Source organism: Rhodobacter maritimus (assembly GCF_058747975.1).
This window is the reverse complement of the sequence record NZ_CM179095.1, coordinates 3160486-3179557: the sequence shown is the minus strand read 5'-3', so window position 1 is coordinate 3179557 and position 19072 is coordinate 3160486. Positions and strand designations below refer to the sequence as shown.

General features: G+C 65.0%; 16 protein-coding genes. 9 read left to right on the top strand and 7 right to left on the bottom strand.

Going from position 1 to position 19072, the window contains the following annotated elements; translation table 11 throughout:
• Positions 1 to 38: 38 nt before the first annotated feature.
• The 6 genes from pip to infB all read left to right on the top strand — a co-directional run bounded on the left by pip (position 39) and on the right by infB (position 7299).
• On the top strand, positions 39 to 1010 hold the full coding sequence (gene pip / locus AC4PTO_RS15925) for a prolyl aminopeptidase (RefSeq protein WP_492730133.1): 972 nt from the start codon (positions 39 to 41) through the stop codon (positions 1008 to 1010).
• A gap of 144 nt (positions 1011 to 1154) precedes the next feature.
• Entirely contained in the window at positions 1155 to 1772 is a 618-nt protein-coding gene (locus AC4PTO_RS15920; protein ID WP_492730131.1) for a hypothetical protein, read from the top strand.
• 130 nt (positions 1773 to 1902) lie between these two features.
• Complete coding sequence (gene rimP / locus AC4PTO_RS15915; RefSeq protein ID WP_492730129.1) at positions 1903 to 2496, top strand: ribosome maturation factor RimP; 594 nt, start codon at positions 1903 to 1905, stop codon at positions 2494 to 2496.
• 5 nt (positions 2497 to 2501) lie between these two features.
• Positions 2502 to 4118, top strand: a complete 1617-nt coding sequence (gene nusA, locus AC4PTO_RS15910; protein WP_492730127.1) for a transcription termination factor NusA — start codon at positions 2502 to 2504, stop codon at positions 4116 to 4118.
• Between the two features lie 20 nt (positions 4119 to 4138).
• A complete protein-coding gene (locus AC4PTO_RS15905; RefSeq protein ID WP_492730125.1) occupies positions 4139 to 4768 on the top strand; it encodes an RNA-binding protein in 630 nt (209 codons plus the stop codon).
• Positions 4765 to 7299 carry a translation initiation factor IF-2 gene (infB, locus tag AC4PTO_RS15900; protein WP_492730123.1) on the top strand — a complete coding sequence of 845 codons (2535 nt, stop codon included), beginning with the start codon at positions 4765 to 4767 and terminating at the stop codon, positions 7297 to 7299. Before AC4PTO_RS15905 ends, infB begins: the two co-directional genes overlap by 4 nt.
• 52 nt (positions 7300 to 7351) lie before the next feature.
• Here infB and AC4PTO_RS15895 read toward each other — a convergent pair whose 3' ends face one another.
• From AC4PTO_RS15895 to AC4PTO_RS15880, 4 genes are all read right to left on the bottom strand, one after another.
• Positions 7352 to 7489, bottom strand: a complete 138-nt coding sequence (locus tag AC4PTO_RS15895; RefSeq protein ID WP_492730121.1) for a hypothetical protein — start codon at positions 7487 to 7489, stop codon at positions 7352 to 7354.
• Between the two features lie 109 nt (positions 7490 to 7598).
• Positions 7599 to 7997, bottom strand: a complete 399-nt coding sequence (mutT, locus tag AC4PTO_RS15890; protein WP_492730119.1) for an 8-oxo-dGTP diphosphatase MutT — start codon at positions 7995 to 7997, stop codon at positions 7599 to 7601.
• Positions 7994 to 9349, bottom strand: coding sequence for a bifunctional glutamate N-acetyltransferase/amino-acid acetyltransferase ArgJ (gene argJ, locus AC4PTO_RS15885; RefSeq protein WP_492730117.1), 1356 nt, complete (start codon positions 9347 to 9349; stop codon positions 7994 to 7996). The genes mutT and argJ overlap by 4 nt, the downstream gene beginning before the upstream one ends.
• 30 nt (positions 9350 to 9379) lie before the next feature.
• Entirely contained in the window at positions 9380 to 10219 is an 840-nt protein-coding gene (locus AC4PTO_RS15880) for a peptidylprolyl isomerase (protein WP_492730115.1), read from the bottom strand.
• A 189-nt stretch (positions 10220 to 10408) separates the two neighbouring features.
• Here AC4PTO_RS15880 and secA point away from each other — a divergent pair, with 189 nt between their 5' ends.
• Positions 10409 to 13075, top strand: coding sequence for a preprotein translocase subunit SecA (secA, locus tag AC4PTO_RS15875; RefSeq protein WP_492730113.1), 2667 nt, complete (start codon positions 10409 to 10411; stop codon positions 13073 to 13075).
• A 179-nt stretch (positions 13076 to 13254) separates the two neighbouring features.
• Positions 13255 to 14268 carry a hypothetical protein gene (locus AC4PTO_RS15870; protein WP_492730111.1) on the top strand — a complete coding sequence of 338 codons (1014 nt, stop codon included), beginning with the start codon at positions 13255 to 13257 and terminating at the stop codon, positions 14266 to 14268.
• Here AC4PTO_RS15870 and radC read toward each other — a convergent pair.
• From radC to dnaK, 3 genes are all read right to left on the bottom strand, one after another.
• Positions 14265 to 15032, bottom strand: coding sequence for a RadC family protein (gene radC, locus AC4PTO_RS15865; protein ID WP_492730110.1), 768 nt, complete (start codon positions 15030 to 15032; stop codon positions 14265 to 14267). The genes AC4PTO_RS15870 and radC overlap by 4 nt on opposite strands.
• Before the next feature lie 73 nt (positions 15033 to 15105).
• A complete protein-coding gene (gene dnaJ / locus AC4PTO_RS15860; RefSeq protein WP_492730108.1) occupies positions 15106 to 16254 on the bottom strand; it encodes a molecular chaperone DnaJ in 1149 nt (382 codons plus the stop codon).
• A gap of 63 nt (positions 16255 to 16317) precedes the next feature.
• The gene (gene dnaK, locus AC4PTO_RS15855; protein WP_492730106.1) at positions 16318 to 18231 is read right to left on the bottom strand and encodes a molecular chaperone DnaK; all 1914 of its coding nucleotides are present in this window, start codon (positions 18229 to 18231) and stop codon (positions 16318 to 16320) included.
• A gap of 180 nt (positions 18232 to 18411) precedes the next feature.
• Here dnaK and AC4PTO_RS15850 point away from each other — a divergent pair, with 180 nt between their 5' ends.
• Complete coding sequence (locus AC4PTO_RS15850) at positions 18412 to 19056, top strand: alpha-ketoglutarate-dependent dioxygenase AlkB family protein (RefSeq protein WP_492730104.1); 645 nt, start codon at positions 18412 to 18414, stop codon at positions 19054 to 19056.
• Positions 19057 to 19072 lie beyond the last annotated feature (16 nt).

The window sequence follows — 19072 nt, the reverse complement described above, 5'->3', positions numbered from 1 at the left end:
ACGTGGCGGGCGCCCGTTTCCCGTTATATAGTTCGGTCATGGACAGAACCGCAGGGCAAAAGCGCACATCCGGCGCCTTTCTTTACCCGCCGATCGAACCCTTCGATCAGCGCATGCTGGATGTGGGCGACGGGCACCGGCTTTATGTCGAGCAGTCGGGCCATCCGCAAGGCCGGCCCGTGGTGGTGCTGCATGGCGGGCCGGGCGGCGGATGCAGCCCCGCGATGCGGCGTTATTTCGACCCGGCGCATTACCGCGTCATCCTGTTCGACCAGCGCGGCTGCGGCCTGTCGCGCCCCCATGCCAGCGTGGAGCACAATACCACATGGCACCTGGTGGGCGATATCGAGCGGATCCGGGCCGTCCTTGGCATCGCATCGTGGATCGTCTTCGGCGGAAGCTGGGGCGCGACGCTGGCGCTGCTTTATGCGCAGGCCCATCCCGCGCGGGTGGAAAACCTGGTCCTGCGCGGCGTTTTCCTTGCGACCCGGTCCGAGCTTGACTGGTTCTATGCCGGCGGTGCGGGCGGGTTCTATCCCGATCTGTGGGCGAATTTCCTGCATCCCATCCCCGAGGACGAGCGCGGCGACCTGATCGGCGCCTATCACCGGCGCCTGTTCAGCGGCGACTATGCGACCGAGGCGCGCCATGCCCGCCACTGGGCGCATTGGGAAAACGCCCTGGCGAGCGTGGAGTTCGACGGCCCGCCCGGCGAGGCGCCGGCCGATTACGCGCGGGCCTTCGCGCGCCTCGAGAACCACTATTTCCACAATGGCGTCTTCCTTGAGGACGACGGGCAGATCCTGCGCGAGAGGCACCGGATCGAGCATATCCCCGCGACGATCGTGCAGGGCCGGCTGGACATGATCTGCCCGCCGGTCTCGGCGTGGAGACTGGCGCAGGGCTGGACGCGGGCACAGCTGCGCATGGTGCCGGCGGCGGGCCACGCGCTGTCGGAACCGGGGATCACGGCGGCCCTCGTCGGCGCGATGAACGGGTTGCGAGGCTGACACGCCGCATATTTTTCATCTGATTTTCAAACTTTTATTACATCGTAAAAACAAGTGCTTGCGGCCTGTTTTTGACCCCGCAGATTTGCCCGGATCGCTGCCTTTTGCTATAATTCCCGCCTGTAGCGGAAGGATAAATACCCCATGAGCGGACATTTCGAACGCGTGGCCTGCACGGGCTGCGATGAGCATCTTTTTGTCAGCAGCGCCAGCCGTGAATGGTTCTGGTGCGATGGCGAAAACCGGGTCTTCCCCATGCTGACGGCGGTTGGCTATTGCCATGGCTGCAACCACATCACCATCATCGGTCGCCCTCCGATGGAACGCTGTCGCACACGGATGCTCTGGTGGGCCGACTTTTACAAACGCCAGATTGACGAAGACCCGGAGCGGTTCGCCGCGGAATGCGAGAACTTTCCCGATGTGCGGTTCGACTTTGCCGCACGAACCTGCCTTGCCCCCGACCGGGTGGGCCTGTGCCTGCGCTGCGGCGGCACTTTCGTGACCGTGATCGACGGGCAGGAGCCGGACCAAACCCCCCGGCAACTGCCGGTTTCGACCGGGGTGCGCCATGTCTGCGGCGGCGAGATCCAGATCCGGGACAGCGGCGGGATCAAGACCTGGCCCACCCGGGGGCCGGGTATCTTCGACCTTGCCGGGCGGCGGATCTGGGGCGATCCGCTGCCCTGGGAAGAGGACTATCCCGAAGAGGTGGACCTGTATTTCGGCGATTACCGTGTCCGGGTGCTGGCCCCGTCCTGAGCCCTTGCCATCGGGGCGGCTTTGTCCTATATGCCACTCAACAGCGGCGTTCGCAGGGTCCAAACCTGCGGCCCACCGGAAAGTTCAACGGGCCGCAGCGCCCGTTTTTTTGTTTTGAAGGACCGCACCGATGAGCGACCTGATCGCCAAGACCGCGATCGACCGGCGCCTTGCCGAGATTGTGACCCCCGCCATCGAAGGGCTGGGGTTCGAGCTTGTGCGCATCCGGCTGATGGGCGGCAAGACCGCGACCTTGCAGATCATGGCCGACCGTCCCGAAGGCGGGATCGATGTCGACGATTGCGCCGCGATCTCGACCGCGGTTTCGGCGGTTCTGGATGTCGAGGATCCGATCGAGGAGAATTACAACCTCGAGGTTTCCTCGCCCGGGATCGACCGGCCGCTGACGCGGCTGAAGGATTTCGATGCCTGGCAGGATTACGAAGCCAAGCTGGAGACATCCGAACAGATCGACGGGCGCAAGCGCTTCAAGGGCGTGCTGCGTGGCACCGAGAACAACGACGTGCTGATCGAGATCGAGAATGACGGCGAGATGGTCGTGATCGGTCTGGATTTCGACTGGCTGTCGGATGCCAAGCTGGTGCTGACCGACGATCTGATCACCGAAATGCTGCGCCAGCGGAAGGCCGCGGGCATCATCGACGAAGACAAGTTCGACACCATTGAAACCGAAACAGATTCCCCCGATCCCGAGGAGGCTTGAAACCCATGGCAATCACCTCTGCCAACCAGCTTGAACTGTTGCAGACCGCAGAGGCGGTTGCGCGCGAGAAGATGATCGACCCGGAGCTGGTGATCCAGGCGATGGAGGACAGCCTCGCCCGTGCCGCGAAGTCGCGCTACGGCTCCGAGATGGATATCCGCGTGGCGATCGACCGCAAGACAGGCCGCGCCACCTTTACCCGCGTGCGCACCGTGGTTGCCGATGACGAGGTCGAGAACTATCAGGCCCAGCTGACCGCCGAACAGGCGCGCCAGTATCTGGAGAACCCGCAGGTCGGCGACGAGATCGTGGACGAGGTGCCCCCCGTCGATCTGGGCCGGATCGCCGCGCAATCGGCCAAGCAGGTGATCCTTCAGAAGGTCCGCGAGGCCGAGCGTGACCGCCAGTATGACGAATTCAAGGACCGCAAGGGCAGCATCATCAACGGTGTCGTCAAGCGCGAGGAATACGGCAACATCATCGTCGATATCGGCCGCGGCGAGGCGATCCTGCGCCGCAACGAGAAGATCGGCCGCGAAAGCTATCGCCCGAACGACCGCATCCGCGCCTATATCAAGGATGTGCGCCGCGAGGCCCGCGGCCCGCAGGTCTTCCTGTCGCGCACCGATCCGCAATTCATGGCGGAACTGTTCAAGATGGAAGTGCCCGAGATCTATGACGGCATCATCGAGATCAAGGCCGTGGCCCGCGATCCGGGCAGCCGCGCCAAGATCGCGGTGATCAGCTATGACAACTCGATCGACCCGGTCGGTGCCTGCGTCGGCATGCGCGGCAGCCGTGTCCAGGCCGTCGTGGGCGAGCTTCAGGGCGAGAAGATCGACATCATCCCGTGGAACGAGGACCAGGCGACCTTCCTTGTGAACGCGCTGCAACCGGCCGAGGTTTCCAAGGTCGTGATCGACGAAGAGGCCGGCAAGATCGAGGTCGTGGTCCCCGACGAGCAGCTTTCGCTTGCCATCGGGCGGCGCGGCCAGAACGTGCGCCTTGCCAGCCAGCTGACGGGCCTTGATATCGACATCCTGACCGAGGCCGAGGAATCGAGCCGCCGCCAGGCCGAATTCGCCGAACGCACCAAGCTGTTCGTCGATGCGCTGGACCTGGACGAGTTCTTCGCCCAGCTTCTGGTGGCCGAGGGCTTCACCTCGCTTGAAGAGGTCGCCTATGTCGATATCGACGAGCTTCTGGCGATCGAGGGTGTCGACGAAGGCACCGCGCAGGAACTTCAGGCCCGCGCGCGCGATTTCATCGAAGAGCAGAACCGCAAGGCGATGGAGGCGGCGCTTGCCCTTGGCGTGGAGCAGTCGCTGATCGACTTCGACGGGCTGACCCCGCAGATGCTCGAGGCGCTTGCCAATGACGGCGTCAAGACGCTTGAGGATTTCGCAACCTGCGCCGACTGGGAACTGGCCGGTGGCTGGACCACGGTCGACGGCGCGCGCGTGAAGGACGATGGCATCCTCGAGAAGTTCGACATGAGCCTCGAGGAAGCGCAGACGCTGATCATGACGGCGCGGATCCAGCTTGGCTGGGTCGATCCGTCGGAACTGAACCCCGCCGCCGATGACGAAGAGGACGCGGGCGAAGAGGAGACCGGGGCCTGAGCCCCGGCGAGGTGTGACGCATGACCCGTGGGGGACGCGACAAGGACAGGCAAGAGCCCGAGCGGCGCTGCATCGTCACGGGTGACGTGCAGCCCAAGGCGGGGCTTGTGCGCTTTGTCGTGGGCCCCGACGGGGCGCTTTATCCCGACCTGGCGGAAAAGCTGCCGGGGCGGGGGATCTGGGTCACGGCCGACCGCGACCTGATCGCAAAGGCCGCGGCGAAGGGGCTGTTCGCGCGGGCCGCGAAGGCCCCGGTGCAGATCCCCGAAGACCTGCCCGGCATGGTCGAGCGGGGGCTGGCGCAGCGCGTGGTGGAGCTTGTGTCACTGGTGCGCAAGTCCGGCCGCGCGGTGGTCGGGTTCGAAAAGGTGAAGGGCTGGCTGGCCGAGGGCCGCGCCAGGGTTCTGTTGCAGGCCTCGGACGGGTCGGACCGCGGAAAGGGCAAGCTCTGGACCCCCGAGGGGGGGCGCTGGTTCGGCTGCCTGACCTCGGCGGAATTGGGTTTGGCTTTCGGCCGCGATCATGCGATACACGGCGCGCTTGCGGCTGGCGGACTCACCCCGCGTGTTATAAGCGAAGCGGCAAGGCTTGCGGGTTTGCGCAAGCAGGACGGCGGCAAGACCGCCGGGAAGGATACGAAGACGGCATGAGCGATACTGACGGCAAAAAACCCCTGGGCCTTGGCGGCGCGCGTCCCGGTCAGGTGAAGCAAAGCTTCTCCCACGGCCGCACCAAGAGTGTTGTGGTCGAGACCAAGCGCAAGAAGGTTGTCGTGCCCAAGCCGGGCAGCGGCACGGCCAAGGGCGGCGGGGCGGGTGGCCCTGCGATGGGCGATCCGTCGAAGCGCCCGGCCGGGATCTCGGATGCCGAGATGGAGCGCCGCCTGAAGGCGCTTCAGGCCGCCAAGGCGCGCGAGGCCGACGAGGCCGCCGCCCGCGAGGCCGAGGAAAAGGCCCGCGAGGAGGAACGCGAGCGCCGCCGCGCCGAGATCGAGGCGAAAGAGCGCGAAGACCGCGAACGCGAGGAAGCGCTGCGCCTGAAGGCCGAGGAAGACGAGCGCAAGGCCCGCGAGGCCGAGCTGCGCGCCCAGAAGAAAGAAGAGATCCGCAAATCCCCGGCCGGCGCCGAGCCTGCCGCCGACCCGGCCGCCGCCGAGGCCGCGGCCGCGCGCGCCGAGACCAAGGGCGTGGCGTCGGTCGGCCCGCGCAAGACCGACCGTGACCGCGCCGACCGCGGCAGCCCCGACCGCGATTCGCGCGGCAAGGGCAAGGGCGACGAAGGCCGCCGCACCGGCAAGCTGAGCCTGACCGAGGCGCTGAGCGGTGGCGAAGGCGGCCGTCAGCGCAGCCTCGCCGCGATGAAGCGCAAGCAGGAGCGCGCCCGCCAGAAGGCGATGGGCGGCGGTCAGCGGGCCGAAAAGCAGGTGCGCGACGTGCAGCTGCCCGAAACCATCGTGGTGTCCGAGCTTGCCAACCGGATGGCCGAACGCGCCGCCGACGTGGTCAAGGTGCTGATGAAGATGGGCATGATGGTCACCGCGAACCAATCGCTTGATGCCGACACGGCCGAGCTGGTGATCGAGGAATTCGGCCATAAGGCCGTGCGCGTCTCGGATGCCGACGTGGAGCAGGTCATCGACAGCGTCGAGGACAAGCCCGAGGATCTGAAGTCGCGCCCGCCGATCATCACGATCATGGGCCATGTCGACCACGGCAAGACCTCGCTTCTGGATGCGATCCGTCACGCCAATGTCGTCTCGGGCGAAGCGGGCGGGATCACGCAGCATATCGGCGCCTATCAGGTGACGACGGAAAGCGGCGCGGTTCTGACCTTCCTCGACACGCCCGGCCACGCGGCCTTCACCTCGATGCGTGCCCGCGGTGCGCAAGTCACCGATATCGTTGTGCTGGTGGTTGCCGCGGACGATGCGGTGATGCCGCAGACGATCGAGGCGATCAACCACGCCAAGGCGGCCAACGTGCCGATGATCGTGGCGATCAACAAATGCGACAAGCCCGATGCGAACCCGCAAAAGGTGCGCACCGACCTGCTTCAGCACGAGGTCGTGGTCGAGGCGATGTCGGGCGACGTGCAGGATGTCGAGGTGTCCGCCAAGACCGGCAAGGGGCTGGACGAGCTTCTGGAAGCCATCGCGCTTCAGGCCGAGATCCTTGAGCTGAAGGCCAACCCCGAACGTGCCGCCCAAGGCGCCGTGATCGAGGCCAAGCTGGATGTAGGCCGTGGCCCGGTGGCGACGGTTTTGGTGCAGAACGGCACGCTCAAGCAGGGCGACATCTTCGTCGTCGGCGAGAAATGGGGCAAGGTCCGCGCGCTGATCAACGACCGGGGCGACCGCGTCGAAAGCGCCGCGCCCTCGGTTCCGGTCGAGGTTCTGGGCCTGAACGGCACGCCCGAAGCGGGCGACGTGCTGAACGTGGTCGAGACCGAGGCCCAGGCGCGCGAGATCGCCGATTACCGCGAACAGGCGGCCAAGGACAAGCGCGCCGCCGCCGGTGCCGCGACCACGCTGGAACAGCTCATGGCGCGCGCTAAGGCCGACGAGAACGTGGCGGAACTGCCGGTTCTGGTGAAGGCCGACGTGCAGGGCTCGGCCGAGGCGATCGTGCAGGCGCTGGAAAAGGTCGGCAACGAAGAGGTGCGCGTGCGCGTGCTGCATTCGGGCGTTGGCGCGATCACCGAATCCGATATCGGCCTGGCCGAGGCATCGGGGGCGCCGGTGATCGGCTTCAACGTGCGGGCCAATGCGCCGGCGCGGGCCTCGGCCAACCAGAAGGGGGTCGAGATCCGCTACTACTCGATCATCTACGATCTGGTCGATGACATCAAAGCCGCCGCCTCGGGCCTGCTGAAGGCCGAAGTGCGCGAGAACTTCATCGGCTATGCCGAGATCAAGGAAGTGTTCAAGGTGTCGGGCGTGGGCAAGGTTGCCGGCTGCATTGTCACCGAGGGCGTTGCCCGCCGCTCCGCCGGCGTGCGCCTTCTGCGCGACAACGTGGTCATCCACGAAGGTACGCTCAAGACGCTCAAGCGCTTCAAGGACGAGGTCAAGGAAGTGCAGTCCGGTCAGGAATGCGGCATGGCGTTCGAGAATTACGACGACGTTCGCCCGGGCGACGTGATCGAGATCTTCGAGCGCGAAGAGGTCGAACGCAGCCTGTAAGAAAACGGGGGCCGCAACGGCCCCCGGCATCGACGCAAAGGGCCGCCTGCTGTCAGGCGGCCTTTTTGCTGACCGGCGTGCCGGTGAACAGCGAACTTCCCACTCTTACGACGATCTTGCCGTTTTCCAGCTGCGTCTCGAAAATGCCCTGAATGGACACGCAAGAGCCGATAACGATTGTTCGAAGCATGCCATATCCTCCCAAGGCGCTCTCCCCGTTTGGATAGTGCCAAATGATTTACAAATGGCAATTATTTTTGGCACAATGCGAAAGATATGAGCGGATTGTCGCAATATTCTTAAAGCCAGTCCCGCAAGATGGGGATCAGGGGCACATCCGCGGGCGGCATCGGGTAGTTGCGCAGCTCATTGGCCCTTGCCCATGCCAGCTTCTGACCCTCGCGCGGGGTGATGATTCCATTCCATTTCCGGCAGGCGAACAGCGGCATCAGCAGGTGGAAATCGTCATAACTGTGGCTGGCAAAGGTCAGCGGTGCCAGGCACGATGCCCAGGTGTCGATCCCCAGTTCCTCCTGAAGCTCGCGGATCAGGGCAAGCTCGGGCGTTTCGCCGGGTTCCACCTTGCCGCCCGGAAATTCCCACAGCCCGGCCATCGACTTGCCCTCGGGGCGCTGCGCCAGAAGCACGCGCCCGTCGGGGTCGATCAGCGCAACGGCGGAAACCAGGACGGTTTTCAAGACCGGTAATCCGCGTTGATGTCGATGTAGCGATGCGTCAGATCGCAGGTCCAGACCGATTTCGCCGCGCTGCCAAGGCCCAGGTCCACGCCGATCACCAGTTCTTGCTGCTTCATGTAGGCCGAGGCGGCAGCTTCGTCGTAATCGGGCACGCGCCAGCCATTCTCGGCCAGGACCATGTCGCCGAAACTGATCTTCAGCCGGTCACGGTCTGCCCTGGCGCCGGATTTGCCGACCGCGGCCACGACGCGGCCCCAGTTCGCGTCCTGCCCGGCGATCGCGGTCTTGACCAGCGGCGAATTGGCCACTGCCATCGCCACCCGATGGGCGTCGGCGGCATCGGCCGCCCCGGTCACGCGGATCTCGACGAACTTGGTGGCGCCTTCGCCGTCCTTCACGACCTGATGGGCCAGGTCCATCATCACGCCACGCAGCGCGGCTTCGAAATCCCGTGCGGGCCTGGAACGCAGATCCGAGATTTCGGCCGCGGGGCTGCGCCCGGTTGCCGCCAGGATCAGCGCGTCCGAGGTCGAGGTATCGCTGTCGACCGTGATCGCGTTGAACGTATCGTCGACCTGCCGCGAAAGCAACTTTTGCAGCATGGGCGCGGCGATCTTCGCATCGGTGAAGATATAGACAAGCATCGTCGCCATGTCGGGGGCGATCATGCCAGAGCCCTTGGCGATCCCGGCAATGCGGATCGGCCCGCCCACGCCCTCGATCTCGGCCCACGCACCTTTGGGGAAGGTGTCGGTCGTCATGATCGCGCGGGCGGCCATCTCGATCGCGCCGGCATCGAGCCCGGCCGTCAGCCCGCCGATCGCGGCGGTGATCTTCTCATGGGGAAGCGGCTCGCCGATCACGCCGGTCGAGGACGAGAAGACGCGCGTGGCCGGCACGCCAAGCGCTTCGGCCACTGCGCCGGTCACGGCATCCACCGCGCTTTGGCCGCCCGCGCCGGTAAAGGCGTTGGCATTGCCCGAGTTGACGATGATCGCAGCTCCGGCATCCTGCGGCACCTTCGCCTTCAGCTTGGTCTGGCAATCCAGCACGCAGGCCGCCCGCGTGGACGAGCGCGTGAACGCCCCGGCGATCGTGGTGCCGGGCGCAAGCCGCGCAAGCATCACATCGGTCCGCCCGGCATAGCGCACGCCGGCGGCGGCCGCGGCGAATTCCACCCCGTCGATGGGCGGCAGCGCGGGAAAGGCCGCGGGCGCAAGGGGCGAAACCGGATTGGCCTTCTTCGTGCCGGGCGCGACGGAATGCGCGGCCGCGACCAGCCTGTCTTCAAGTTTCCTGACCTTGGAGCGCAGCTTCTGTGCCCGCGCCTTCCAGACCTTCTTCTTCGCCATGATGCGCCGCCCTCTCTTACGTTGCCGGGATCAGTTGCCCAGAATCGTCTGATCTTTCAGGATCGCGGGGTCAATCCCCTCGGTCATCTTCTCGACCTTGGCCTGCTCGACCGTGTCGGTCACGCGCGCTTCCACGGCCTTCTGGCGCAGATCGCCCTCAAGTTCGGCGCGGACATCCTCGATCGAGGGGGCCTCGGCCAGGCGCGTGTCGATCAGCTTGACGACATGCCAGCCATATTCGGTCTGCACCGGCCCGGCCAGGCCGCCCGGCTCCATCGCGGCGACGGCATCGCCGAAGGGCTTGACCATGGCTTCCAGCCCGAACCAGCCCAGATCGCCGCCATTCGCGGCCGCGCCATCGGTGGATTTCTCTTTCGCCACATCGCCAAAATCCGCGCCGCCCTCGATCTCGTCCTTGATCGCGGCGGCCTCTTCCTCGGTGCCGACGATGATATGGGCGGCATGGTATTCGCGGGTCGGCTCGGCCTCGGCGAAGCGGGTCTTGTAGGCGTCCTGGACGCCCTCTTCGGTGACGGCGGTCTTGGCGGTATTGTCCAGAACGGAGCCCGCCAGATAGGCGCGCCGTTCGACCTCAAGCGCAATCTCGTCGCGCTTGGTCATGTCCGCGGCACCGATCTCGGCCAGGGCGGTCTGCTGGATCAGCTGCTCCAGGATCCCCTCGAACAGAACGTCGTCGGGCAGTTGCTGATATTCGGCGGGAAGCGTATCGCGCACCGCAATCATGTGGCCCAGGGTGATTTCGGCTCCGTTCACGGTGGCCATGACGCTGTCGGCGTTCAGATCCGCCGCGCCCGCGCTTTGCGCCAAGGCGAAGGCGACCGCCGTCGCACCAAGAAGTTTCTTCATCATGGGCATTCGAGCCACTCCCTCAGGGCCGCGGCACCCCGCGGCGTTGACACTCTGGTGGGCGAAGCTTACATCGCCAAGGGTCCTGTGAAGGCCGCTCCACCCTTTTTCGCCTGTCGTTCTAGGCGGGCTTGAGGGATCGGGCAAGGCCACTCGTCACACGATTAGGTCAGTCGAACCCGCGGAGAGCAAATGCTGGGCATCGGAACAGTCGCAAGGAAGGTCTTTGGCACCCCCAATGACCGCAAGGTGAAATCGACCCGCCCGCTGGTGGCAAAGATCAACGCTTTGGAAGCGGAATACGAGAAATTCTCGGACGAGGAGATCAGGGCCAAGACCGAAGAGCTGGCCACGCGCGCCCAGCAGGGCGAAAAGCTGGACGCGCTTTTGCCCGAAGCCTTCGCCAACTGCCGCGAGGCTGCCAAGCGCGCGCTTGGCCTGCGCGCCTTCGACACCCAGCTTATGGGCGGGATCTTCCTGCATCAGGGTAATATCGCCGAGATGAAGACGGGCGAGGGCAAGACGCTTGTGGCGACCTTCCCGGCCTATCTGAACGCGCTTGCCGGCAAAGGCGTGCATATCGTCACCGTCAACGACTATCTGGCGCGGCGCGATGCCGAATGGATGGGCAAGGTCTATGGCCATCTGGGCCTGACCACCGGCGTCGTGGTGCCGTTCCAGAGCGACGAGGAAAAGCGCGCCGCCTATGCCGCGGACGTGACCTACGCCACGAACAACGAACTTGGCTTCGACTATCTGCGCGACAACATGCGCGGCAGGGTCGAAGAGATGATGCAGCGCGGCCATTTCTACGCGATCGTCGACGAGGTCGACTCGATCCTGATCGACGAGGCGCGCACGCCGCTGATCATCTCGGGGCCCTCGCAGGACCGATCCGAGCTTTACAAGACGCTTGACCGCTACATCCCCGAGATCCGGGAAGAGCATTTCAAGCTGGACGAAAAGGGCCGCAACGCTACCTATACCGAAGAGGGCAACGAATTCCTCGAACAGCGGCTTCAGGAAGACGGCATCCTGCCCGAGGGCCAGTCGCTTTACGATCCCGAAAGCACGACCATCGTGCACCATGTCACCCAGGCACTGCGCGCCCACAAGCTGTTCCACCGCGACCAAAACTATATCGTGCGCGACAACGAGGTGGTGCTGATCGACGAATTCAGCGGCCGCATGATGCCGGGCCGCCGCCTGTCGGACGGACTGCATCAGGCGATCGAGGCCAAGGAAGACGTCACCATCCAGCCCGAGAACGTGACGCTGGCCAGCGTGACCTTCCAGAACTATTTCCGGCTTTACGACAAGCTGGCCGGCATGACCGGCACCGCCGCGACCGAGGCCGAGGAATTCGCCGAGATCTACCGGCTGGGCGTTGTCGAGGTGCCCACCAACCGCCCCGTCCAGCGCAAGGACGACCATGACCGCGTCTATCGCACCGCGCGCGAGAAATACGATGCCGTGATCGACGCGATCAAGAAGGCGAACGAGAAGGGCCAGCCCATCCTTGTGGGCACCACCTCGATCGAACGCTCGGAGATGCTGTCGGAGATGCTGAAGAAAGAGGGTGTGGCGCATAACGTTCTCAACGCCCGCCAGCACGAGAAAGAGGCCAAGATCGTGGCCGATGCGGGCCGCCTTGGCGCTGTCACCATCGCCACCAACATGGCCGGCCGCGGCACCGACATCCAGCTTGGCGGCAATGTCGAGATGAAGGTGCTTGAGGAACTGGCCGCCAGTCCCGAGGCCCATCCCGAAGAGCTGCGCGCCCGGATCGAGGCCGCGCATGCCGAGGAAAAGCAGAAGGTGATCGAGGCCGGCGGGCTGTTCGTCCTGGCCACCGAACGCCATGAAAGCCGCCGCATCGACAACCAGCTTCGCGGCCGCTCGGGCCGTCAGGGCGATCCGGGGCGCTCGCTGTTCTTCCTGTCGCTGGAAGACGACCTGATGCGCATCTTCGGCTCGGACAAGCTGGACAGCGTGCTCTCGAAGCTGGGCATGAAAGAGGGCGAGGCGATCATCCACCCCTGGGTCAACAAATCGCTCGAACGTGCGCAGGCCAAGGTCGAAGGGCGCAACTTCGACATCCGCAAGCAGCTTCTGAAATTCGACGACGTGATGAACGATCAGCGCAAGGCGATCTTCAGCCAACGCCGCGAAATCATGGAAGCCGAGGATATCGCGGATATCGCGCGCGATATGCGCAACCAGGTGATCTCGGATCTGGTCGATCTGAACATGCCCGCCAAGACCTATGCCGATCAGTGGGACACCGACGGCTTGCACGCCGCGCTGATCGACGGGCTGAACATCGACGTTCCGGTGGCCGACTGGGCCAATGAAGAGGGCGTCGATCAGGACACGATCCGCGAGCGCATCGAAGAGGCCTGCGATGCCTATATGGCGCAAAAGGCCGAGGCCTTCGGCCCCGAGACCATGCGTTCGATCGAAAAGCAGATCCTGTTGCAGGTGATCGACACCAAGTGGCGCGAGCATCTGGTGACGCTTGAACATCTGCGCTCGGTTGTGGGTTTCCGTGGCTATGCGCAGCGCGATCCGTTGTCGGAATACAAGACTGAAAGCTTCCAGCTGTTCGAGGCGATGCTTGACAGCCTTCGCGCCGATGTCTCCAGGCGGCTGGCCCAGGTGCGCCCGCTGACGCCCGAAGAGCAGGCCGCCCTTCTGCGCCAGTCCGCGCCGCCGCCCGCCCCCGAAGCGCCCAATCCCGACGCCCGCCCCGGTTTCGACGAGAACGACATCACGACCTGGGGCGATCCGGGGCGCAACGATCCCTGCCCCTGCGGTTCGGGCGAGAAGTTCAAGCATTGCCACGGCCGCCTGGCGTGACGCGGCGGAATTAAGGCATGGGCAGGGCGGCGCGGGCCGCCCTTTCCATATATTGAGCCTGCGTCACTTCTTGGCGCTATATATCGCAGAGATTTGCCTGCCTCTTCACCAGTTTCAGGCCAGATAATGCCCTGCGTGGGTCATCGCTTCGCCCAGTTCCCCCCCTAGGCTTTGCTTGTATGAGTGACGCCGTGGAGGGGATGATGAAGAACGCCAAGCATGTCATGACGATTGCCGCGACCTTTCTTGTTGCGGCGGCCACGGGGCACATGATGCAGAACTCCAACGAGATCGGCGCGCGCCTGCGGGGCGATCCGTTGCCCGGTTCCGTCGGGGCCGCGCTTGGGGTGACCGGGATCACGCCGGTTTCCAGTCAGCCCGGGACAGAGGGCGCCGCGCCGCGCGTGGCCTCCGGGGGCGCCGGGACTTCGTTTCCTCCGGTTCCGATGATCCGCCTTCCCGCTGATCTTGAGCTTCCCGGCATGGACCTGGCTGCCGACGCGCCCTCGGGTGGGTTTGCGCATGTTTGCGCCCGGGCCCCCACCCTTTCGCTTTCCGCCGCGCCTGATGCCTTCGTCGCCGTCGAGATCGATGCACCCTGTGCGGCGAACTCGCCGTTTACGCTGAACCAGGGGGCGATCGGTTTTACCGGGCAAACCGATGCGGCCGGCAAATGGCAAGGCGCGGTTCCCGCCCTTGGCCCTGAGGCACGGATCGAAGCCGTCTTTCCGGACGGGCTCCGTACCACTGCCGCGCTGAGCGTGCCCGGCGCCGCCGCGCTCAATCGCGTGGCGCTCTCGTGGGACACCGATCCCGCGATCGGGCTGCACGTCTTCGAAGCGGGGGCCACGGTTGCGCAAACCGGCCATGTCTCGGCCACGGCACCGCGCGTTACGGGCACCGCGCTTGGCGGATACCTCACGGTGCTTGGGGATGAAGAAGCCCCCGCCCCGCGGTTCGCGCAAATCTATTCCGCGCCCGCGGGCCTGGCCGAGATTGCCCTTGAATTCGTGGCCCCCGTGAACGAAGCGACCTGCGGCACCGATCTTGAAGCGGTCTCGCAACGCAGCCTTGGCGGGCGCGGCGAAGACCCCGTGGCGATCCGGGTCGCCATGCCCGATTGCGATGCGATCGGCGATGCGGTGGTCATGCGGCTTCCCGCCCTGCCGCTGGTCTTTGCGGCGCGCGACTAAAGATACCCCGCGCTGCGGAAGCTGAGCTCACGGCTTTTGCCGATGATCAGGTGATCGTGCAGCACGATGCCCAGCACGCTTGCGGCCTCTTGAATCCGGGCGGTCATGGTGATGTCGGCCTCTGACGGGGTTGGGTCGCCCGAGGGGTGGTTGTGGACAAGGATCAGCGCAGAGGCGTTCAGCTCCAGCGCGCGCTTGACCACCTCACGCGGGTAGACGGGCACATGGTCGACCGTGCCGCGGGCCTGTTCCTCATCCGCGATCAGGACGTTCTTGCGGTCAAGGTAGAAGACGCGGAACTGCTCGGTCTCGCGGTGCGCCATGGCTGTGTGGCAATAGTCCAGAAGCGCATCCCAGGACGACAGGACCGCGCGGTTCATCACCCTTGCGCGTGCCATGCGATGCGCCGCGGCCTCCACGATCTTGAGCTCCTGCACGACGGCATCGCCCACGCCCTGCACATCGGCCAGCCGGTCGGGCGGGGCCGACAGCACGCGGTTGAAATCCCCGAACAGGTCCAGAAGCCGCCGCGCAAGGGGTTTCACGTCCTGGCGCGGGATTGCGCGGAAAAGCACAAGCTCCAGCAATTCGTAATCCGGCATCGCGGTGGCGCCACCCTCCATGAAACGGGCGCGCAGCCTTTTGCGATGGTCCTGGATATAAGAGGGCAGCCGCCCCTGCGGCAGCGGGATCGACGCCGCCTCGTCGGGGTCACCGAAAAGCGGCAGCGGGGCTTCGCGGAAGGCGGGCGGCGTGCGTGTCATGCCCGCAGCATGGCCGAGTCGAAGTGAAGAAAGTCTTAACCGTAAACGGAAAAGGGCGCCCGCAGGCGCCCCCTCATCCCTTCATTCCGTCCCAGAACGTCTTGACCTTCTTGAAGAAAGACGCGCCTTCGGGGTTGTTCTCGGCCTCGATCTTCTCGAATTCGCGCAGGATCTCTTTTTGCCGGTGGGTCAGGTTGACCGGCGTTTCCACGGCCAGTTCGATCACCATGTCGCCCGCACCGCCGCCGCGCAGGGCGGGCATGCCCTTGCCGCGCAGGCGCATCTGGCGGCCCGACTGGCTTCCGGCGGGCACTTTCACGCGCGAACGGCCGCCGTCGATCGTGGGAACCTCGACCTCGCCGCCAAGCGCGGCCGTGGCGATCGAGATCGGCACCCGGCAGAACAGCGTCAGCCCGTCGCGCAGGAAGATCGGGTGCTCGCGCAGTTCGATGAAGATGTAAAGATCGCCCGAGGGTCCGCCGCGCAGGCCGGCCTCGCCCTCGCCCGCAAGGCGGATCCGGGTGCCGGTTTCCACGCCGGCCGGGATATTGACCGAAAGCGTGCGTTCCTTTTCGGTCCGCCCCGCGCCGTGACAGGCGCGGCAGGGGTTCTTCACCACCTGGCCCTGGCCGCCGCAGGTGGGACAGGTTCGCTCGACGGTGAAAAAGCCGTTCTGCGCGCGCACCTTGCCCATGCCCGAACAGGTCGGGCAGGTGGCGGGCTCGGCCCCGCCCTCGGCACCGGTGCCGTTGCATTCCGTGCAGGTGGCCGAGCCGGGGACGGTGATCTGCTTCTGCACGCCAGCGAAGGCCTCTTCCAGCGTGACGCGCATGTTGTAGCGCATGTCCGATCCGCGCGTCGCGCGCGACCGACCGCCGCCCTGGCCGCCGCGGCCGCCCATGAAATCGCCGAACAGATCCTCGAACACGTCCGAGAAGGCCGAGGCGAAATCGCCCTGCGCGAAACCGCCCCGCGGACCGCCGCCGCCCATGCCGCCCTCGAAGGCGCCATGGCCAAAGCGGTCATAGGCCGCCTTCTTGTCGGCATCCTTCAGGATGTCATAGGCCTCGTTCACTTCCTTGAACTGGGCCTCGCAATCGGGCTTGTCCTTGTTGCGGTCGGGGTGAAGTTCCTTGGCCTTCGTGCGATAGGCCTTCTTGATCTCTTCGGCCGAGGCGCCGCGGGCCACGCCCAGAACCTCGTAGAAATCACGTTTTGCCATTCCCTTGCCCCCTTGGGGGAACGCGGAAGCGGGCCCGCAAGCCCGCTTCCCTGTTCCTTGCGCTTATTTGCGCTTGTCGTCGCCCATATCCTCGAAATCGGCATCGACGATATCGTCGTCCACGCCGCGCGGGGCATCCTCGTCGGCCTCGGCAGAGTCCGACTCGGCGGCCTGCGCCTTGTAGATCGCCTCGCCCAGCTTCATCGCGGCATCGGTCAGGTTGGACACGCCCCCCTTGATCTTGCCCACGTCGTCGGATTTGAGCGCCTCTTCAAGGGCGTTCATCGCCAGTTCGATCGCCTCGACGGTCGAACCGTCCACCTTGTCGCCATGCTCATCAAGCGACTTGCGGGTCGAGTGCAGCAGGCTTTCGGCCTGGTTGCGGGTTTCGACCAGCTCGCGGCGCTGCTTGTCGGCGTCGGCATTGGCCTCGGCGTCGCGCACCATCTTTTCGATATCCTCGTCGGAAAGACCGCCCGAGGCCTGGATGGTGATGTTCTGTGACTTGCCCGTGCCCTTGTCCTTGGCCGAAACGCTGACGATGCCGTTGGCGTCGATGTCGAAGGTGACCTCGATCTGCGGCATGCCGCGCGGTGCGGGCGGGATGTCCTCAAGGTTGAACATGCCCAGCAGCTTGTTGTCGGCGGCCATCTCGCGCTCACCCTGGAAGACGCGGATCGTCACGGCGTTCTGGTTGTCTTCGGCCGTGGAGAAGATCTGCGATTTCTTCGTCGGGATCGTGGTGTTGCGGTCGATCAGGCGGGTGAAGACGCCGCCCAGGGTCTCGATCCCGAGGCTCAGCGGGGTCACGTCCAGAAGGACCACATCCTTCACGTCGCCTTGCAGGACGCCGGCCTGGATCGCCGCGCCAAGCGCCACGACCTCATCGGGGTTCACGCCCTTGTGGGGCTCCTTGCCGAAGAAGTTGGTCACTTCTTCCATGACCTTCGGCATGCGGGTCATGCCCCCGACCAGAACCACCTCGTCGATATCGCCCTTGGACAGGCCCGCATCCTTCAGCGCCGCGGCGCAGGGCTTCAGCGAGGCCTTGATCAGATCGCCCACCAGGCTTTCCAGCTTGGCGCGGGTCAGCTTCATGACCATGTGCAGCGGCGTGCCCGAAGAGGCGTCCATCGAGATGAAGGGCTGGTTGATTTCGGTCTGCTGGCTCGAGGAAAGCTCGATCTTGGCTTTCTCGGCGGCCTCTTTCAGACGCTGAAGCGCCATCTTGTCCTTGGTCAGGTCGACGCCATGCTCTTTCTTGAACTCCTCGGCGAGGTAGTTCACGATCCGCATGTCGAAATCTTCACCGCCAAGGAAAGTGTCGCCATTGGTCGATTTCACCTCGAACAGACCGTCGTCGATCTCGAGGATGGTGATGTCGAAGGTGCCGCCGCCAAGGTCATAGACCGCGATGGTCTTCGATTCCTTCTTGTCCAGCCCGTAGGCCAGTGCGGCGGCCGTCGGCTCGTTGATGATGCGCAAAACCTCAAGGCCCGCGATCTTGCCCGCGTCCTTGGTGGCCTGGCGCTGTGCATCGTTGAAATAGGCCGGAACCGTGATCACGGCCTGTTCGACCTTTTCGCCCAGATAGCTTTCGGCGGTTTCCTTCATCTTCTGAAGGATCACGGCGCTGATCTGTGCGGGGGAATATTTCTCGCCCTTGACCTCGACCCAGGCGTCACCGTTGCCGCCGTCGACGATGTTGTAGGGCACCAGCTTGCGGTCCTTCTCGACCTCGGCATCGGTGACGCGGCGGCCGATCAGGCGCTTGACGGCGAAGATCGTGTTGCTCGGATTGGTGACGGCCTGACGCTTCGCGGGCTGGCCCACAAGGCGCTCGCTGTCGGTGAAGGCGACGATTGAGGGCGTCGTGCGCGCCCCTTCGGAGTTCTCGATGACTCGGGGCTGCGATCCGTCCATGATGGCAACGCAGCTGTTGGTCGTCCCGAGGTCGATCCCGATGACTTTGGCCATATCTTTACCTCTTGTTACGGCGATTTGACGGAGCGCGGGTCCCGATCGGGCCCCCGACCCCTATCCCAGGGTTTCAGTTCATGATCCGGAAGCTGGGTTGCCCCGCATCCGGCTTCCCGGCGTATATAAGGAGGGGTCAAAGGCCCTGCAAGAACCCGATCCGAAGGAAGCTTGTTACAAATGAAGGAAACCGCTCAGCCCGGGCCCGCACAGCACCCCCGGCCCGCGGCGCAGGAAATCCGGGGCTTTCTGCATTATCCGGGCTGGCTCTCGGCGGCCGAGCAGGCCGCGATGCTGGCGGATCTGCGCGCCGTGGTCGCCGCCGCGCCGCTTTTCTCGCCGATGACCCCCTATGGCCGCCTGATGTCGGTGCGCATGACGTCGGCGGGGCGCTTCGGCTGGGTGTCGGACCGGCGCGGCTACCGCTATGCCGAACGCCACCCCGAGGGTGGCCCCTGGCCCGTGATCCCGCAATCCGTCCTGACGGTCTGGCAGGCGGTTTCGGGATGCGCTCGCCCACCTGAATGCTGCCTTGTGAACTACTATGCCGACAATGCCCGCATGGGGATGCACCAGGATCGGGACGAGGCCGATTTCACCGCGCCGGTGGTATCCATCTCTTTGGGTGATGACGGGCTTTTCCGCATCGGAAACGAAACCCGGGGCGGGCGGACGCAAAGCCTGTGGCTGCGCTCGGGCGATGTGATGGTGATGGGGGGCGCGGCACGACTTCTATATCACGGGATCGACCGAATCGCGCCCGGAAGCTCGGTGCTTCTGCCGAAAGGCGGGCGGATCAACCTGACCCTGCGCGTCGTGACCTGAGCGCGCCTTTCGCGGA

Coding starts and splice junctions, on each gene's coding strand:
- AC4PTO_RS15905 (WP_492730125.1), top strand. CDS start 4,139: ATGACCCGTGGGGGACGCGACAAGGACAGGCAAGAGCCCGAGCGGCGC.
- dnaK (WP_492730106.1), bottom strand. CDS start 18,231: ATGGCCAAAGTCATCGGGATCGACCTCGGGACGACCAACAGCTGCGTT.
- radC (WP_492730110.1), bottom strand. CDS start 15,032: ATGACACGCACGCCGCCCGCCTTCCGCGAAGCCCCGCTGCCGCTTTTC.
- AC4PTO_RS15850 (WP_492730104.1), top strand. CDS start 18,412: ATGAAGGAAACCGCTCAGCCCGGGCCCGCACAGCACCCCCGGCCCGCG.
- argJ (WP_492730117.1), bottom strand. CDS start 9,349: ATGGCGAAGAAGAAGGTCTGGAAGGCGCGGGCACAGAAGCTGCGCTCC.
- infB (WP_492730123.1), top strand. CDS start 4,765: ATGAGCGATACTGACGGCAAAAAACCCCTGGGCCTTGGCGGCGCGCGT.
- secA (WP_492730113.1), top strand. CDS start 10,409: ATGCTGGGCATCGGAACAGTCGCAAGGAAGGTCTTTGGCACCCCCAAT.
- dnaJ (WP_492730108.1), bottom strand. CDS start 16,254: ATGGCAAAACGTGATTTCTACGAGGTTCTGGGCGTGGCCCGCGGCGCC.
- rimP (WP_492730129.1), top strand. CDS start 1,903: ATGAGCGACCTGATCGCCAAGACCGCGATCGACCGGCGCCTTGCCGAG.
- nusA (WP_492730127.1), top strand. CDS start 2,502: ATGGCAATCACCTCTGCCAACCAGCTTGAACTGTTGCAGACCGCAGAG.
- AC4PTO_RS15920 (WP_492730131.1), top strand. CDS start 1,155: ATGAGCGGACATTTCGAACGCGTGGCCTGCACGGGCTGCGATGAGCAT.
- AC4PTO_RS15895 (WP_492730121.1), bottom strand. CDS start 7,489: ATGCTTCGAACAATCGTTATCGGCTCTTGCGTGTCCATTCAGGGCATT.
- AC4PTO_RS15870 (WP_492730111.1), top strand. CDS start 13,255: ATGAGTGACGCCGTGGAGGGGATGATGAAGAACGCCAAGCATGTCATG.
- pip (WP_492730133.1), top strand. CDS start 39: ATGGACAGAACCGCAGGGCAAAAGCGCACATCCGGCGCCTTTCTTTAC.
- AC4PTO_RS15880 (WP_492730115.1), bottom strand. CDS start 10,219: ATGATGAAGAAACTTCTTGGTGCGACGGCGGTCGCCTTCGCCTTGGCG.